The organism is Streptomyces sp. IBSNAI002, from assembly GCF_052244475.1.
GTDB lineage: Bacteria > Actinomycetota > Actinomycetes > Streptomycetales > Streptomycetaceae > Streptomyces.
In genome coordinates this window covers 21,822-38,056 of the sequence record NZ_JBQPXG010000005.1, presented here as the reverse complement: position 1 = coordinate 38,056, position 16,235 = coordinate 21,822, and the positions used below count along the sequence as shown (strand labels likewise).

11 protein-coding genes are annotated in these 16,235 nt (G+C 70.5%); 3 read left to right on the top strand and 8 right to left on the bottom strand.

All coding sequences use genetic code 11. The annotated features are described in order from the left end of the window. Nucleotides 1–63: 63 nt before the first annotated feature. From ACTVZO_RS41950 to ACTVZO_RS41930, 5 genes are all read right to left on the bottom strand, one after another. Nucleotides 64–1,140: a hypothetical protein gene (locus ACTVZO_RS41950; protein ID WP_443303865.1), complete on the bottom strand. Its 1,077-nt coding sequence runs from the start codon at nucleotides 1,138–1,140 to the stop codon at nucleotides 64–66. Then, complete coding sequence (locus tag ACTVZO_RS41945) at nucleotides 1,137–1,808, bottom strand: ParA family protein (RefSeq protein ID WP_443303864.1); 672 nt, start codon at nucleotides 1,806–1,808, stop codon at nucleotides 1,137–1,139. Before ACTVZO_RS41945 ends, ACTVZO_RS41950 begins: the two co-directional genes overlap by 4 nt. Nucleotides 1,809–1,939: 131 nt before the next feature. Further along, nucleotides 1,940–2,368 carry a hypothetical protein gene (locus ACTVZO_RS41940; RefSeq protein ID WP_443303863.1) on the bottom strand — a complete coding sequence of 143 codons (429 nt, stop codon included), beginning with the start codon at nucleotides 2,366–2,368 and terminating at the stop codon, nucleotides 1,940–1,942. A gap of 75 nt (nucleotides 2,369–2,443) precedes the next feature. Continuing rightward, the gene (gene mobF, locus ACTVZO_RS41935) at nucleotides 2,444–7,453 is read right to left on the bottom strand and encodes a MobF family relaxase (RefSeq protein ID WP_443303862.1); all 5,010 of its coding nucleotides are present in this window, start codon (nucleotides 7,451–7,453) and stop codon (nucleotides 2,444–2,446) included. A gap of 1,614 nt (nucleotides 7,454–9,067) precedes the next feature. After that, nucleotides 9,068–9,514, bottom strand: coding sequence for a hypothetical protein (locus ACTVZO_RS41930; protein ID WP_443303861.1), 447 nt, complete (start codon nucleotides 9,512–9,514; stop codon nucleotides 9,068–9,070). A 165-nt stretch (nucleotides 9,515–9,679) separates the two neighbouring features. On the opposite strand from ACTVZO_RS41930, the gene ACTVZO_RS41925 reads away from it, so the two are divergent. Further along, nucleotides 9,680–10,339: a hypothetical protein gene (locus ACTVZO_RS41925; RefSeq protein ID WP_443303860.1), complete on the top strand. Its 660-nt coding sequence runs from the start codon at nucleotides 9,680–9,682 to the stop codon at nucleotides 10,337–10,339. Between the two features lie 58 nt (nucleotides 10,340–10,397). Here ACTVZO_RS41925 and ACTVZO_RS41920 read toward each other — a convergent pair whose 3' ends face one another. Next, entirely contained in the window at nucleotides 10,398–11,141 is a 744-nt protein-coding gene (locus ACTVZO_RS41920) for a nuclease-related domain-containing protein (RefSeq protein ID WP_443303859.1), read from the bottom strand. A 246-nt stretch (nucleotides 11,142–11,387) separates the two neighbouring features. Between ACTVZO_RS41920 and ACTVZO_RS41915 the strand changes: the two genes are divergently transcribed. Next, nucleotides 11,388–12,362, top strand: coding sequence for a tyrosine-type recombinase/integrase (locus ACTVZO_RS41915; protein ID WP_443303858.1), 975 nt, complete (start codon nucleotides 11,388–11,390; stop codon nucleotides 12,360–12,362). Nucleotides 12,363–12,595: 233 nt separating this feature from the next. Next, nucleotides 12,596–13,315, top strand: coding sequence for an SDR family oxidoreductase (locus ACTVZO_RS41910; RefSeq protein WP_443303857.1), 720 nt, complete (start codon nucleotides 12,596–12,598; stop codon nucleotides 13,313–13,315). 78 nt (nucleotides 13,316–13,393) lie between these two features. Here ACTVZO_RS41910 and ACTVZO_RS41905 read toward each other — a convergent pair whose 3' ends face one another. Together ACTVZO_RS41905 and ACTVZO_RS41900 are read right to left on the bottom strand one after the other, a co-directional pair. Then, nucleotides 13,394–15,352 (bottom strand): FUSC family protein, encoded by a 1,959-nt coding sequence (locus tag ACTVZO_RS41905; protein ID WP_443303856.1) that lies wholly within the window; start codon nucleotides 15,350–15,352, stop codon nucleotides 13,394–13,396. 715 nt (nucleotides 15,353–16,067) lie between these two features. After that, on the bottom strand, nucleotides 16,068–16,220 hold the full coding sequence (locus tag ACTVZO_RS41900; protein WP_443303854.1) for a hypothetical protein: 153 nt from the start codon (nucleotides 16,218–16,220) through the stop codon (nucleotides 16,068–16,070). Nucleotides 16,221–16,235 lie beyond the last annotated feature (15 nt).

Below are 16,235 nucleotides of genomic sequence, written 5' to 3'. Positions count from 1 at the left end.
ACGTGTAGGGGGAGTCACCCAAATTTGGGTGACTCCCCCTACACGTTGCTTGGAGCTCGACCGCTACCGGTCCTTGAGGACCTCATCGACCGCGTACGCGATGGACAGGGCGACGGTGCTGATGTCCTTCAGCGCCTCGGCTGGTGCCTCGTGCAGCTCGCCGGACTCGATCCCGGCGAGCAACCCTTGCAGCAAGTCGCGGATCTCCACGGCCCGGTGCGGGAGCGTATCGTCCACGATCTCCGCATCGACCACCGCCTCGTCGCCGCCAGCGGCCGTCCTGTCTGGCGCGGCTCCGCTCGTGGAGTCACCCAAATCTGGGTGGCCTCCGGGCTGGGGTTCGCCTCGCTGCTGCACTTCGTTGTCGCCATCTGCCGGGACGGTCTCCGCTGCGCCCGGGGCCGCTTCCTTCTTCCGGGATCGTCTCGTCTTGGGCTTCGGCTCTGCCTCGATCGCCCGCTGGAAGGTGTTCGAGGTCAGTGCCGGCGGCTCGGCGGACCGGGCCAGCTCGACCAGGCCGTCGACCACATGAGCCGTTACGCGGTGGCGATGCTCAGCGGCCCACACCCGCAGTGCGACGTACGCGCGGGCGGCCACGTCCTGGCCGTGCTGCACCACCATCGGCAGCAGCTGCTGCACATGGGAGTCAGGGATCGCGCGGGGCCGGTCCTGCTGCTCGGTGATGGCCTTGAGCAGGGGCCATTGCTGAATACGCCGGTTGACCTCCGACTCCGACTCGCCGAACCGGTCCTGGCAGTACTCCGGCCACGTACGCCCACCGTGGCGGTGCAGACGCCGGGAGCGGACTGCGTGCGCGGCCTTCCACTTCATCCACTCGGCCCGGTTGCCGTTGGCGAACGCGGCTTCACAGTGCCCCAAGTCGTCGATCTCCTGGGGCGTCAGATCGCCCGCGACGTCGACCTCGACCTCAACGGGTTCGGGGATCAGATCCGGGGTGAATGCCTGGGGTCGGTACGGCTCCAACGCGGTGGCCGACGTCCCCGGGTAGCTCTCCCCGGCCGGGGCCGGTACTGATGCCAGCGCAGGTGCGGCCCTCCCCGCCTTCGACTCCTCTGACTGCCGTCGTGCTTCGGCCGAGGCGGCACGCTGTGCTCGAATCTCCTGCCGCGTGGGGCTCACCGGCTGACCTCCTGATCGCCGACGGGCAGCAGCCCTCGGTTCTTCATCTCCGTCACGAGCGCTCCGAACGCCGTTTTGGCAGCTCCCTCTACCGGAGCTCCGATGGAGTCGGCGAAACGCTCGCTGCGCGGAATGACGGTGGAGAACACCTGATACCCCTCCTTGATCATCTCCTCACGGTAGTAGCCGGTCGACGACGCGTTCGCCACGGTGCGATTGAGCAGCACCCATGTCTCGGGCTTCCTGCCGGTGGCCCTCAACGGGGCACTGCTCGCCAGGATGTCCTTGAACGGCTTCGCGGTCTCGGGCTCGACGATCCGCTCCCAGTCTCCGGCGGTCGGTGACATGTGCAAGATCACCAGGTCAGCGATGCGGAGCACCGAGTCCGCGACGAAGGGGTGGTTCTCACTGTGTCCGCAGTCCACCATCGCGATGGTCTTCCCCGTCGGGGGCACCACCTTCGTGTGGAACTTGGCGTCGGCCTGGGCGTTCACGGGGAAGGAGAAGTTGCCTTTCCCCTGCTGGCTCCAGGCCCAGAATTGCTTGCTGTGGTCAGCGTCGTACCCAACGACCTCGTAGCCTTCCTCATCCTCCACCAGGGCGTGCGACAGCCACCCGGTGTCTGTGGTCTTGGCCATGGTGCGGGGCGACATGTTCGCGATGAGCATGTATGGAGCCTATGGGCACAACCGAGATCAACACATCACGGACCCCCTGCTTCCGCCTCCATACCGCCCGCTTGATACGCGAAAACCCGCCCCCGGTCGGGGGCGGGCTCTCGTCCGTGAGCGCGGCCAGATCAGATCTTCCACACGGCCCAGGGCTGATCCTGCGTGGCGCCACGCAACCACATCGCCGCGTGCTGCACACCGTTGGCGTAACGGCGGCGGGGGCCCCGCATCGCACCCTCGGCGGCATCGTCCTCGGCCCGCAACTGCCGGGCGTCGGGAATGCTGGCGGTGCGGCCAGTGACCGGACCCGGGCCCCGACCGATGGCCCACAGGTAGGTCGCCCGTACCCCCTCGTGGAACTCTTCCAACCGGTAGCCCGTCCCCGCGGCGTGCTCGATGTTGTCGAGCAGCGCGGTGACCTCGGCCAGCGGGCGACGGCCGACCAGTGCCTCAGCGGGCGGCACGCCCGGTGGCGGCAGCGCAGCCTGTTGCCCCGCGGTTCCTCCGGCCGGCGGCGTGGCGCCCGGCCCGTTCCACATCGTCGGGTAGTCAGCCATAGGGGCACGGTAGCGGGCGATGCAGACAGAGGGTACGCAACAGAAGGGTCAACGGTTGCTCGGCTGGCCTTCCGCCTACATGTCGACGTCGAGGTCAATCTGCGGCGCGGGCGGTGCCGGAGCCGCGACCGCGACGGGCTCCGGCCCGTGGGCAACCGGTACCGGAGCGGCCGGACCGGCGTCGTGGTCGTGGCGGCCGATCCCCTGGCCCAGCCGCTCGTACTCTGCCTCGAAGTCGAGGCCGCTGTCGCGGCGCTCGCGGTCGACTTCCTCGGCCTGCGGCTGCTGCTCGGCCTCACGGGTGGTCGCGGCCTCCTGCTCACGCTGCCGCTCCTGGGCGCGCTGCTCGAGGATCTGCTGCGCGATGCGGGCCTGCTCCATCGCCTCCATCAGCTGCTCCTCGACCGACTGCTCGGGCGATGGAGCAACCGGCGCGGCGGCGTCCGTAGTCTCCGGCGTCCCGGCCTCGGGGGCCGGGGCCCGGTCCTCAAGCTCGACACGGGCGAGGTCGGCTTCGTCGCGGACCGTCTGGGTCTCGTCGACCCACTGCTCGCGCGTCTGCTGGACCTCCTGGAACCGCTCCGCGCGGTCGCCCATCAGCTCGGCGATGTCGCGGCTGGTCTGCGCCCGGTCGAGGGTCTCGCGGACCAGCTCGCTCGGGTCGATCTCCGCCTGGAGCGTGGGCACCTGCTGCAGCGCCATCGCCTGGGCGAGGGCCTCCTGGTGCTCGCTGTAGCCGACGGCGGTCTGGACCCCGTGCAGCGCCTCGGTGACGCGCTCCGCGTGTTCGGCGGCCTCCTGCTCCGCCATCTCCTGGGCGCGCAGCTCCATTTGCGTGGCCTGGTCGGCGAAGTCGCGCTGGGCGGTGAACGCCTTCTGCATGTCGTCGGCGACGTACGGCGGCGCCCAGTCTTCCTCGCGCTCGCCGCGCTCGACCATCTGCCGCAGGGTCTCGTCGGACGCGCGGGCGATGTCGGCCTGCTGCTCGTCCACGCCCAGGGCACGGCGGGCCCGCTCCCAGTCGGCAAGGGCGTCCAGCGAACCCTTCGGCGGGGCCTGGCCGATGGCGTTGCGCTCGTGGTCGTAGCCGTGGGCCTCGCGGTACCGCTCGACACGGCCTGCGCGCTGTTCCCACTCGGCCCGCGCAATCGGGTCCTCCGGGACGGGGCCCAGTCGGTCGATCGCCCATGCGGGCTGCTGCTCGGCGACGCGCTGGCCCAGACGCTCGGTGCGCTCGTCCATCTCGACGGCCCATTCCTGCATCATCCGGCCCAGGTCACCGTCGAAGTGCGGGGTGCGCGCGGTGTAGGAGTCCATGGCCTCCCACTGCTCGGCGCGCTCGGCGGCCTGCCGCTGGGCGACCTCGTTGTCCTGTCCGGCGTGCAGCACCTCCGCGTACTGCTGGTAGGCGTCGTTCTGCCTCATCAGGTCCTCGAAGTGCAACGGCGCGGGCTCGGCCTCGTCGACCAGCTGGTCCACGTCGGCGTCCGCCATCTGCTCGGCGGCCTGGAGCGCGGCGGCCAGTTCAGCCTCCTGGCGCTCGACGGTCTCCTGGTCCGTCCCGGCCTGGAGCGTCTCCACACCCGTCTGGGTGGCGAGGGCCTGCCTCATCAGCTCGGCGTGGGGGTCGACGGGCGCCTCGGCCTCGGCAAGGCGGGCAAGCTCGTCTGGGTCGGCGGTGCCGTGTCCGGCCTCGACGGCGGCCTCGACCTTGCGCTCCTGCTCGGCGAGAGCGGCCCGCTGCTCGGCGCGCTCCGACCGGACCTGGTCGCGCTCAACCAGGTTGTACGCCTTCTGCAGGCGGTCGTGCAGCACCTTGCTGACGTCCTCAGCGGTCTCCAGCTCGCGGGACTGTGCGGTGCGCACGAGCAGGTCTTCGGCGTCCACGCCCTGCTCCTCGACGTAGCGGGCCAGCCGCATCAGGGAGCCGTACGCCTCGCTGGACGTGGCGCGCTCGTAGTCATCCTCGCCCAGGGTCTGCAGCAGCAGCCGGCCGTAGCGGACCTCGTCGGCCTGCTCCTTGACCCCGGACCACACCGGCTCCAGAACGGCGAGGCTCTCGCGGCGCTCCAGCTCGGCCTCGATCGTCTTCGTGGCGGTCTGCTCCAGCCCGCTGCGCTGCAGGGTGGCGTCGAGCGCGGCGAGGTGGTGCGGGATGTCCTCGTCCTTGAGGTTCTGCTCGGGCCGGTGGGTGATGACGTAGCCGTAGTTCCCGCCTTCGCCGCGGGTGAGCATGACGTACAGCGCCTCGCGGTTGGTGGAGGCGTCGACCAGGGAGTGGCATACGCCGACGGTGCGGCCCTGGGCGCCGTGCACGGTCGCGGCGTAGGCCAGCTCGACGTGGGCGGAGACGTAGGCGGCGGGGAGGTGCATCCGGGAGCCGTCCTCCAGCCGCACCATCAGGGCCCCGTTGTCGCTGATGCCGGTGACCTCGGCGACGGTGCGGTTGACCGCGAAGCTGCCGTTCTCCGCCGTGATCTTCCGGTTGTTGCGGCGCAGCTGGATGAGGTCGCCGACACCGGCCTTGGTCTCGATGCCGTGGTCCTCGCGGCCGGTGCGCAGTACGACGCCGTCCTCGGAGACTCGGCCGGCGCGGACCAGGTCGGCCCGGACCCGGGCGGACAGTTCGGCGACCTGCTCGTTGTCCTGGGCAATGAGCAGAGGGTTGCGGCCGTCGAGGTAGTCGGTCAGCCATGCCTGGTATGCGCGGTTGGTCATGTCCTCGGCGGACCCGCCGCGGAACCGGCCGTGCAGCTCGTAGGCGGCCAGCGCGTCGCTGTTGCCCTCGCGCAGCTTGAGGGAGGCGTCGGCCTCCCACTGGCGGATCGTCTTCTCGCCGGTGACGGGGTCGGTGTCGCGGAATCGGCGGACCTCGTCGAGGACGTGGACGCCGGGGGCGTCCTCGACCCACTGGGCGAAGATGCCGCCGGCGCCTACGGCCGTGAGCTGGTGCTGGTCACCTGCGGGGACGGCCTTGGCGCCGCTGGCCTCGATCAGGGCGCGGACCGCGTCCATGTCGGCGTTGGCGGTCATGCCCGCCTCGTCGATGATGACCAGGGCGCCGCGGGGGATCCGGTAGCGCTCGGCGTCGGCGATCGGGCGGCCCTCGGCGATCGACCGGTTGGCCAGCAGCATCATCTCGATGTTGGCGACGTTCTCGACGCCCTCGTCGCGCAGGACCTCGGCGGCGCGCTGGCCGCTGGCCAGACCGATGACCTGCCCGCCGTTGGCCTCCCAGACCTCGGTGAGGGCCGCGAGGGTGTAGCTCTTGCCCGCGCCGGCGGGGCCGACCAGGATGTCGGCCTTGCGGCCGGATGTGGCGGCGGCGCGAACGAACTCGGCCTGCCGGCCCTTGAGGCCGCGGCGCTCGATGACCTCCTCGACCAGCTCGCTGGGGATCGTGGGGGCACCGCGCTCACCTGCGAAGTTCGCCAGTCGCTGCTCGGTCCGAAGGGCGTCTTCGGTGGCGTACCGGTCGAAGGTCTCGGGGTTCGGCGTGTACTTGAAGGTGCCGTCGGTGCGCTGCAGCTCGGCGGGGATCTCGACCAGGGCAGGCGCCGCGGTGCGGATCACGCCGTTGTCGGCGGTGGGGGAGAGGGCGTCGTCGGCCAGCTGGTTGAGCAGGTCGCGAACCTGGTGGCGGTCCAGCCCGCCCAGGGTGTCGGGGAGCTGGCGGTTGAGTTCGACCAACAGGTCGGGGCGCGTCCAGGTCGGCTTGGCCTCCTGGACGGCGGCGATGGCGCGGCGCTGGATGACCTCGGGGTCGAACTCCGTGGCCGGGCGGTGCAGGTCGTGCAGGGCGGACTGGTCGGCGACGCGCTCGGGGACGTCGGCCAGCGACTCGCGCAGCCGGGTCTTGCTGGAGTCCTCCCAGCGCTGGAGCAGGGTCTCGCGGCCGACCGCGTCGTGCTTCTTGCTCTTGCGCTGCTGGAGGCTGACGTCCTCGCTGATGCGGGCCAGCGTGTAGGCGGAGGGGGCGGCGCCGTACTTCTCCTCGAACGCCTTGGCCACCTCGGCGACCTCGGCCGTGATGGCGGTGCGGCGGCTGCTGAAGTTATCGCGCAGGTCCTGGTCGATGCCGACGATCTCGCGCGCCTTACCGTCCGGGCGCATCTGGACGCGGACGCCCATCACGCGCTCCAGCTCCTGCTCGGCGACCCGCTCGGCGATGTGGCCCGCGGCCTGCTTGTGGCGGAACAGGCCCGTTCCGTCCAGGGCTCGCCAGACCTCGCGCTCGCGGCCGGTCACCGGGTCCACGTCCACGCAGCGAACCTTGTTCAGGACTGCGGCGTGCACGTGGAGCTGCGGGTCGTCCTGCCTGGACGTGTGCTGGGCGAACGCGGCGACGATGAACTTGTCGGCCTTGACGTACTCCCCGGAGGTCCGGCCGTCGACCGACGCCCCGTGGTGGCCCTTGCGGGTGTACCCGGCCTCGTCCTGCATGTGCTCCAGCCCGGCCTGCACGCCCTGCTTCCAGCAGTCCCAGACCTGGTCCGCCTGCTTGCTGAACCGCTCGGCAGCGTCCAGGTCGCCAGCCTCGCGGGCCTCGGCTGCCTTCACCTGGAGCGAAGCGTGGTAGACGGACCAGGACTTCGGCGCGCTGAACGTGAGGTCGTAGTAGAGCTTCGCGGAGGGCGACTCCTTGCGGGTGGAGATCTCGATCGCCTTGACCTGCTCGGGGCTCAGCACGCCCATGGGCGCCCGCGCCTCGGCCTTCTCCAGGTTCGTGGCCAGCCGCTTCTCGTACGCCTTCTCGTAGTTGCGCGGCGCCTCGCCCAGACGGCAGTCCTTGCGGATCTTCTTCTCCGCAGCGGCGTACTCCTCGCTGCCCTCCGGGTGCGGGATCGCCTCCAACCGGGCGTACATCTCGTCGCGCTTCCGGGGGTCCACGAAGCTCGTGTAGAGGTCCTCGAAGACCTCGTTGGAGACCTCGCCGGACAGGCCCAGGTCCGCGATGCCGTCGCCGGTCCAGTAACCGGGCGGCTCGCCCTGCAGATCGATCGAGCGCAGGTAGTAATGCTCGGTACCGGCACCGACCGTCTTGGTCAGGTAGCCGGGATCTGAGCCTGCACTGATCGACAACATCGGTACTGAGAGTAGGGGATTCTCAAGATCAAGAACAGCCATCGGATCGTGATGCATAGGTGTGGGGGTTGTTGTAGTTAGCAGGGGAATTACGGCTAGTAGGTGGTCAAGATGCTCAAGGGAAGAGATGGGGTCCGATGTCCTAGTGCTGCAGAGGGTCAAAAAGATGGTCGAAACGGTGAGATCGGGGCGGTCCTGGTCCTGCTGAGGCCCTCCGGGCCTGCATGATCGCGCTCTAGACTGCGCGGGATTTGTGGCGAAATCTTCCTACCGGCGGACTCCTGCGCCAGCCCCTCGGCGGGCTTCGCCGTGGGGGAGTGGGCACGGTCTCCCGTCGCCAAAACGTGCTCTCACGGTGGCCACCGGGCACCGCCCTGCGCTACGGTCGGCATCGACGACTTCGACCCCCGCCGGGCTACCCGGTGGGGGTCGACTGTTACCAAGGGCGGGACGGCGGACCGGACGCGGGGACGGCGGACCGGACGCGGTTTCCCCACCCGGGCCCGGCCGGCGCGCGAGCGTCGGCCGGCTTCCCCGCGCCGCTCCGGCAGCGGGCACAGCGCCTCACCGGACCCGGGCCCCCCACCCACCCCGCCGCGCGGGGAACGGCGCCGCGCCCCGACGGCGGCCTGGGGAAGTCGGCCCGCGCGTTCTTCCCCAGGCCGTGGGGAACTCGTGGCCGACGCGGGGAAGCGGGGAACTCGGCTGCACCTGGGGAAGTCGAGCCGCTGGGGAAGTTCCCCATCACCGTTCTTCCCCACCCGTGCGCCGGTGGGGAACTTCCCCACCCCGGGCCTTCTTCCCCACCCGCCGCGCGGTGGCCGACTGCTCTCGCCGGTGGGGAAAGTCGGGCGGGGAAGCGCTGCCGCGAGTCGCACGCGAGCGTCCCCACGGCGCCGTTCCCCACCCCTTCCCGGGTTCCCCACCCGCGTCGGATCCGGGACCAATTGGTCCCGGATCCGGGTGCTGAGCGTCGGTCAGAAGAGCGGAGCGGGCTCTGGTACGTCCCGGCCGGGTTGCCTGCGGCCAGCGCGGCGGCGATGGCCGCGTCCAGGTGCTCCGGGTCGGCGGCGGCGATGGCGGCCTGGACCGCCCGCGCCCGTCCCGCTGCGCCGCGCACGTCGGTCAGCGCGTGGCCCGTCAACCTGCGGCGACTGGCCGCGTCTCGGTTGTTGTCGCCCCTCGTCCCGGCGATCCAGTGGGCCGGGTTCTGACACGGTGGTTCGTCGCAGCGGTGCCGGACGACCAGCCCGCCAGCGAGGGAGTCGACCCCGTGGGCGAGGCGGAACCCGAACAGGTGGGCGGGGACGACCCGGCTCGTCTGGGTGGTGTGGGATCCTGCCCGGAAGGTCGCGTGGGCTGTGCTGCTGAGTCCGCCGGTCCACCACCACCAGCAGTCGTCCGGGCCGCGCCGCAGGACGTGTCCCCAGTAGCGCGCCACGGTTTCCCCATCGGCCAGCACGGTTCCCCACGGCACCACTTCCCCAGCCGGGGAACGGTCGCCTTCCCCGGCGCCGGGGACTTCCGCACAGTGGGGAAGCGCCCCGCCGTCCCCGCCGGAGGGGTGGGGAAGTTCCCCGCCGAACAGGGCGAGAGCTTCCCCACCCGGGGCACTCACTGGTTCCCCGCCGGGGCCGTGTCGGTCACGGCGGGGAACTTCCGGGGGTCGTCGTAGGCGAGACGGGTCTGCGGCCACGGCTCCTCCTTCCCCACTTCCCCATCGCTGTACGTGATCGTGACGGTGGTGTCGTGGTCCGGGTCGGCGCTGGTGAAGTGGCGCCACCCGTCGGGGTCGCCGTAGATCCACGTCCACCCTCCGGTGAGGGCATGCGCGAGGTCCTTCACCCGGACCTCGTAGATATGCACCGGGGAAACCGGCGGGCCCGCCGGCTCTTCCCCGGCGACGTCCTTGTCGGCCTCGTCCTGGGCGGCGTGCTCGGCGGTCGCCTCAAGGTCCACCTCGCCCGTGCCGTAGTGGATCGCCACGGCGCCGTTCGCGTCGGTCTCGGTATACGAGGGGAGGTCCTCTTCGTGCTCGCACCCCGAAGGGCTTGTTATCAAGACTTGGTAGTGGTCCGCGGCGGCGCAACTGTACGGGCACCCGGGCGGGCAGATATGACATGGGGTCAACAGGCTTGGGGGGTGGTGGGGGTGAGCAGCGTGTGGTCGCTGCGCCGGTCTCCGGAGGGGACTCGACGCACATGGCGTCAGCGTGAGGAACTGCAGGTGATCCTGCGCGGTGAGTATGGGCCGCGTTGGTGGGAGGTCGCCCCCGCGTACGTGGGGCTGCTGCTCGCCGTCGGGTTGCCGCTGTTCGCTGTTGTGTGGCTGTGGGTCCGGCTGGGGTGGTGGGCCGGACTCCTCACTGCGGGGGCCCTGGCCTATGGGGTGCGAGCGGTGGTGCTGCGCCGACGGGAGGTAGCAGCCCGGAACCGGCGCAGTGCGGTGCGGTTCACCCGCGCGGACATTGAGGCGGCCGACGACCGGGGCTTCCGCCGGATCGTGGGGCGGCTGCTGGTGCGGGACGGTTGGACGGCAAAGGGCGTCGTGGTTAACGGCGCTGGCGTCGTGCACCTGGTCGGCACCGGGGCGGACGGCCGGCGCATGGGGTGTGCCTTCGAGCGCGGGGTCGAGGCGGCCGGTGAGGACGGCCCGCGGTTGGCGGCCACGCTGCGCCCGGTGAGCGCGGCCCCGGACGACGACGGGCGGGACGAACCTGAGGGGCTGGCGCCGTTGCTGCTGGTCGTTTCCTCCGGGCGGTTCGCCCGGTACCGGGTGGTGTGGGCGGCGCGCAACGGCGTGCGGCTGGTCGACGGCGGCCAGCTGCTGCGGTGGGCGGCGGGGGAGAACCTGCGGGTGCTGCTCGCCCTGGACCTCGACGGCTGACCTGGATATGGAGGAAGGGCCCGGCGGCGCCGGGCCCTTCCTCCTGGTCGTGGTGCGGTCAGGTGGCGTACGGGGGGAGGCGCTGCTCTGCCAGCTGCTCGACGGCGGTGATGCGGTCGGCGGTCCAGCCCGGTTGGGGCGGGAGGTTCTGCAGCAGGCCAGACAGCTTCTTGGCGGAGACGACGGTGACGCCCCGCACCTCGATTCGTCCGCGAGGTCCGGGCACGGTGGCGCCATGGACGGCGATGATCGGACGGACGGCGCAGCCCAGGACCCGGGCGGCCTGCTCTGCCTCCCAAATGACGGTGTCCAGCGCCTTGGTCTGGTCGTAGCGGCCGTACCGGAGGGTGCCTCCCGTGAGGGTGAGCTTCGACTTCTTCGAGCGCCACGCCTTGGAGTCGACGTACGCGACGCCGGCGGGTCCGGCAACCAGGTGGTCAAGGTTGGCCCTGCTCCCGGGAATGGCCCGGTCGTGCAGTACGGCGTATCCGCGGCGAACGAGGGGCTTGAGTAAGCGGGCCGTGGCCTCTTCGCCGGCTGCGCCCTTGGCCCAGCTGGTGGGTGTGCTGTGGTAGGTCCGGCGAATGCCGACAGCCACGATGCCCAGGGCAAGGAGGAGTCCCAACGGCCACCCGGTGGCCGTGGCTGCGATAAGCCCAGCCACGGCGGCGACGACTGCGGTGACGGGCAGTGCGGCCTTCGCGCGGCGGTGCTGCGCGATGCGTTCGGCAACCCGGACGGCTTCGTCGATTTCACGGGCGCTGGCTCCGGCGCCGGTCCGGCGGCCTGGTGCGGTGGTCATGGATCGCCTCCCGATGGCTGTTACGGCCTGCACTGGGAAAGGGGGTTGAGGAACATCTATGCCAGATCGTGCGCTAAGCCCGGATCGCCGCTGGTGGGCACCTGACTGCGCGTCGGTGCTGGCAGGGTCGTGAAGTCGTTCCACAGATAACACCCCAATATCTGCGGTAGCTTGATACGTCACCTGCGGTGACGTTCTCCGGCAGCTACGTGAAGCGGCCCTGTTATCTGTGGCAAGGGGGAAGCGGTGTCCGCCGTCGTGCAGCTGCCAGCAGGGAAGGCGTTGACCGTCCGGGTGGCGGCAGATGTGTTCCTCGATTCGCTCGGCAACCCGAACACGGTGCGCAACTACGGGATCGGGGTCGGCAAGACCGCCGAGCGGATCGGCGAGGGGCGGCCGTTGGCATTGGTCGCGGACGACGAGGTCGGCGAGGCCCTCGAACTGTTGTGGGGGAACGCGGCGGTTAACACGTGGAACTCGCGCCGGGCCGGGGTGCTGTCCTGGCTCGGCTGGTGCCGTGAGCGCGGCTACGAAGGTCCTGCGGTTCCGGCGTGGGCGAGGCGGCTGGCGGTGCCGGATTCCCAGACCCCGGCCCGTTCGAAGATGGCAGTTGACCGGCTGATCGCACGGCGTGAGGTCCACCTGCGGGAGAAGACCCTGTGGCGGATGCTTTACGAGACGTCCGGGCGGGCGGACGAGGTGCTGGGCGTGAACATTGAGGACCTGGACCTCGCCGGGCGCCGATGCCCGGTCAAGGCGAAAGGTGCCCGGACCAAGGCTCGCCGCCGCGGCCAGGCCCGCGAGGACTATGTTCTGGAGACCGTCTACTGGGACGCAGGCACCGCCCGGCTCCTGCCACGCCTTCTGAAGGGCCGCACTCGGGGGCCAGTGTTCGTCACCCACCGCAAGCCCGGCCCCGGCAAAGTCGTCGGCACACGCGACATGTGTCCGGACACCGGCTTCGCCCGGCTGTCGTACGGCCAGGCGCGCGCCCTGCTCGACGAACACACAGCCGCGCGAGGGCCCGGGACGGGCTGGGACCTGCATGAATACCGCCACTCGTCCCTGACCCACCTCGGCGAGCAGGGCGCGTCGCTACTGATGCTGATGGCCAAGTCCCGGCACAGGAAGCCGGAGAACGTCCGCCGCTACTTCAAGCCGTCACCCGAGGCGATCGCCGAACTCACCAGCCTGCTGGCCCCGGGCGACAGTCGGCGCTGATCCGTCCTGCCCGCCGTGCGGGCGGTGAGTCTTTCGGGTGGGTTGGGGACTTTGGACCAGACGTTTGGTGGGATGGGCCACCGCTGATTTCCGGCGAGATCGTGCGCCACCTGCTGCGATGCTCTGCGACATGGCTGCTTCTGGCGTAATGGCAGGAGGTGGGGTATTCGGCCGGAATGCTGGCCGAATGCCCTTCGGGATATACCCGACTTACTCGCCGGTTGAGGAGCTCCATGGCGCCCACGCGAACAGTCCTGGTCACCGGCGCGACCCGGGGCATCGGCCTTGCTATCACCCGAAGGCTCTGCCACGAGGGAGTCCAGGTCCTGGGGATCGCCCGTTCCGCGCCGGATGCCGGCTTCCCGGGCACGTTCGTCCCCTGCGACCTCTCTGACGTCCGGCAGACCGCCGACGCGCTCCAGGCCCTGACGTGCGACCACCACGTGGATGCCGTGGTCAACAACGCGGGCATCGCCCTGCCCGAGCCCCTCGGCCAAATCGACCTGGCCAACCTCCAAACCGTGCTCGACCTCAATGTCCGGGCCGCGGTGCAGACCGTCCAGGCGTGCGTCGACGGTATGCGCGAGCGGGGGTGGGGACGGATCGTGAACATCACCAGCCGCGCCGTCTTCGGCACCCGCGGCCGCAGCAGCTACTCCGCCGCCAAGAGCGCCCTGACCGGACTGACCTCCACCTGGGCCCTCGAGCTCGCCGACCACCCCATCACCGTCAACGCCGTCGCCCCCGGCCCCATCGACACCGAACTTTTCCACTGCACCCGTCCCGCCGGAAGCGCCGCCGAAGCAGCGGTCCTGCGCACCATCCCCATGGGACGCCTGGGCCGCCCCGACGAGATCGCAGCCGCCGTCTGCTTCCTCCTCAGCGACGACGCCGGCTTCATCACCGGACAGACCCTCTGTGTCGACGGCGGCGGCAGCATTCCCGGCCGCTGACCAAGGCCCCGCCGCGCCCGGCGTCCGTACCGCCAGCCCGAAGCCACTCGAACGGTTGCTCCCATATGGCCCGAAGAATCACCAGCGTTCTTCGATGGCCTGGAGCCGGTCCATCGCGACAGCGGCGGCGGCGGCCTGAGAGAGCAGGGCCTGGTAGCGGCTCCGGTCGGGGTGCGCGGTGAGGCGGGCGGCCGACTCTTCCCAGCCGGCCCGGCTCTCACCAGGGTCCGTCCCGGGCGCGAGGACGCCGCGTGGTTGCAGTCGCTCCAGCAGTGCGGTGGCGAGTTCCTGTGCCTCGGGGAGCGGCGGCGTGGCTGTCCCGCTGGGCTGGTGGGTTTCGAGGACGGCGCATGCCGTGTGCAGGGGGTCCAGAGTTTCGCGTACTTCGGCCGCCCGCGACTGGGCTGTGGCTCCCAGGTCCTTGCGGTGGGCGAAGGATGCCAGCTCCGAGCGCGCGCGCAGTGCCCGGCGCCCTGCACTCCGCACGGCCGCCGTGCTCTCCTGGCCGGGGTTTGTGAAGAGGGTCAGGGCCGCTGCGAGGTACATGCGGTGTGCGGTGATCGCTTCGTCGGCCCGTTGCCTCAGTTGCGCGTTGGCCGTGTCCGGGAGCAGGAAGTGGGCGGCGACGGCCAGGAGACCGCCGATGGCGGTGGCCGCGAGGCGTGTGGCGACAGCGTCGCTCTCGGAGGCTCCGGTGGCGGAGGTAAGGAAGATGATCGCTGCCGCGAGGCTTGCGCTCAGGGCGACGTACCCAGTCTCTGCGACCAGGTAGGCACATCCGATGAACAGCATGGCCAGGACCGCGTTCACGACCGTCCCCGGGTGCCAGATGAGCGTCACGGCTGCGGGGAGAAGGACACCTGCGGCGTTGCCGGTCACGCGCGCGAGGCAGCGCTCGACGGTGTGCGCGGTCTGCGGGCGCATGACCATCAGGGTCGTCAGCGCGATCCAGTAGCCGTGCTGCATACCTGTGGCAAGGGCCAGCGCGGCGGCGGTACCGGTCGCGCAGGCAAGCCTGAGAGCGTGACGCAAGACGGGAGAAGACGGCGACAGCTGCCCTGTGACAGCGTCGGCGACCGAGTGCAGCCGGGCAGCCAGGCCTGGTCGCTCCAGGCGCTGGGCCTTCTCGCCTTTCAGCATGGAGTCGGAGGAGGCGAGGTCGAGAGCCCGCGCCAGCTGAAGTGCCAGAGGCTGTGTGGCCCCGCCGAAGCTGCTTGCCAGGTCCGTTGAAGCGACCAGGTTCTGCAGCAGGTGCCTGGCGTACTTGAGTTCGTCCGGACGGCGGGAGGCAATGTGGCCAAGGACATCGCCGGTGGTGTGCAGCCAGGCGCGGGCTGCCGCGCTTTCGGCCGGTGTGCCGCTGTCGGCGGCGTGAGCGAGCGCGGTCAGTGAGGGCCGGATGCGTTCCGGAAGACCGTAGAGACTCCTGAAGGCCGGTGGGCGGCGGGCAGCCTGGCGGTCGGTGAGGATGAAGGCCTCCCGCATCATGATCAGTGGGGCGGGATCGAATACGGCGTGGGGGTTGTCCGCCAGGGCGTGGGCATGTGCCGCGACGGCCCGGTAGGCACCGGCCATCGCTTCGCGCTGCACACGCCAGCGTCTGCCCGGCCATACGGCGACAAGGAGAGCCTGCACCAGTCCTCCGGCCACCGCGAGCGCCGCCGCGCCGAGCGTCGTGGCAATGCTCAGCGGAACTGCCGCTGCTCCTACGAGAAGTACGGATCCGGCGGCAGCGATCAGTCCGGCTCTGGGGCCGACCGCCCACATCATTCCGGCACCGAAACTCCACAGCACCACCAGGCACACGAACACCACCGTGTGCCGGGCAGCGAGCGAGCCGACGAGCGTGGCCGCGCCCATGGTGAAAGAGATGGCGAGGATCAGCGGGATCCGGCCGCGAGGACCGCGCATCAGCCCGATGGCCCCCGCGACCGCCGCGGCCCCACCAGCCGAGACAGCCGCCCACGGCGCACCGAAGGCCAAGGCCACCGCCACGGCCACCAGGACGCCAAGGACGCCGCGGACGACGTCCGTCACATCCGGCCAGCGGCCCTGCACATGAAACGCCCTCGCCATGGCCTTTGAAGACGAGCCCGGCTTCCTCATGCCTTCCTCGATCCATCGTGCGGGTTCGCGGACGTGGGACGCGCTCGCCCAGAGGTCTGTGCTGTGGGCACAGACGAGCCCACCGATGCAAGTAGGAACGTGATCAACCCGAGGCGACTGCCGTCGCGCCTGCGCCGCAGTGATCCTCACCCTCCTGTCGTAGTCGGGAGGGGCTCTGGCGGGCAGATGCCAGCCGCTGTCAGAAGCCGATGGCGTTGTGGGGTGCCTGTGGCTTGGTGAGCATGGCCGTGGCCCGCTCCAGCGTGCCGCTGGTGTGCTCGTCGATGAGACCAGCGGCGGCGAGCGGCCCAAGCGGTGCCCGTGCGGGCGGCCCTCTCGTCCCATAGCCCGTGGTAGGCGCTGACCTCGCCTACCCGGCTCTGCCGGACCTGTTCGTGGAGGCGTGGCCACACTGTGTTCGCCGTCCGGGCGTCGACCAGTTCGATCCGTCCCTGCTGCTCGTGGCGGTACGGTCGCCGAGCCTGGGTGATGTCGCGTTCCCAGCGGGCTTGGTAGGTCGCAGGGCCGAAGCCGAACCGGCCGTAGATGCTGCCTTCCGCGGCGCTCAATGTGGCCTTCGGAGGGGCACGGTGTGTGATCGCAATCGTGGCAGTTGTTGAGCCCAGGACAGTCTGGGTCCCGTGTGTCAGGTCCGGGAGTCGAGTGCTTTGAGGCTGTCCTCGAACCGTTCGCCGGACTGGATCAGGCTCAGGAGTGCTGGAGCCGAGGCGGGGTCTTCACCGGGATGCTGGGCTGTGGCGAGGGCGTCGACGGCTGCGAGCGAGCGGCGTAGTGTCAATCCCCTCGGACTGTG